The following is a 591-nucleotide window of genomic DNA, read 5'->3' as shown; positions in this document are numbered from 1 at the left end:
GCAGCAGGGCGAACAACGCACGGGCGTCGGGTTCGGTGAACCCGTACAGGGTCATCGAGTCCTCGCGCACGATCATCGAGGTCAGCAGCGTCATCTCGTCGCCGCGTCGCATCCGCGAGAGTGTGTCGGGGGTCGCCAACACCCGGTAGCCCACCCCGGCGCAGTCGATGACGACGTGGTCGAGGGCGACCTCGACCACCGGTCCGCGTACCGACGCGATCATGAGCTCGTCCCCTTCCGCCCGGCCGGCACCGTCGCCGCGCGCGCCGCGGCGACCCGTTGCCGGTGTACCCGGGCCATCTGTTCGGCGCGCTGCTGTGCCTGTGCCATCCGTTCGATCATCGGTCCCCGCCAGCAATGGCAGATCGCGAGCGCGAGGGCGTCGGCGGCATCGGCCGGGCGGGGTTTGGTCTGCATTCCGAGGATACGGGTCACCATGGCGGTGACCTGCGCCTTGTCGGCGCGGCCGCTGCCGGTGACCGCGGCTTTCACCTCCGATGGGGTGTGAAAACGCACCGGCACGTCGCGTTGACCTGCGGCCAGCGCGATGACCCCGCCGGCCTGCGCGGTGCCCATCGCCGTCGACACCTG

2 protein-coding genes are annotated in these 591 nt (G+C 70.7%); both read right to left on the bottom strand.

The window, feature by feature from the left end:
- Nucleotides 1-223, bottom strand: a 223-nt coding sequence (locus tag B1964_RS09400) for an OB-fold domain-containing protein (RefSeq protein ID WP_290440686.1), incomplete at its 3' end; no start/stop codon positions are given.
- Nucleotides 220-591 (bottom strand): crossover junction endodeoxyribonuclease RuvC (locus B1964_RS09395; protein ID WP_172398796.1); only part of this gene is annotated, 372 nt, incomplete at its 5' end. The genes B1964_RS09395 and B1964_RS09400, both read right to left, overlap by 4 nt.

The sequence above is a fragment of the Gordonia sp. i37 genome, assembly GCF_002043085.1.
GTDB classification, from domain to species: domain Bacteria; phylum Actinomycetota; class Actinomycetes; order Mycobacteriales; family Mycobacteriaceae; genus Gordonia; species Gordonia polyisoprenivorans.
The sequence above is the reverse complement of the archived record's forward strand: the minus strand, read 5'-3'. Positions and strand labels throughout refer to the sequence as shown.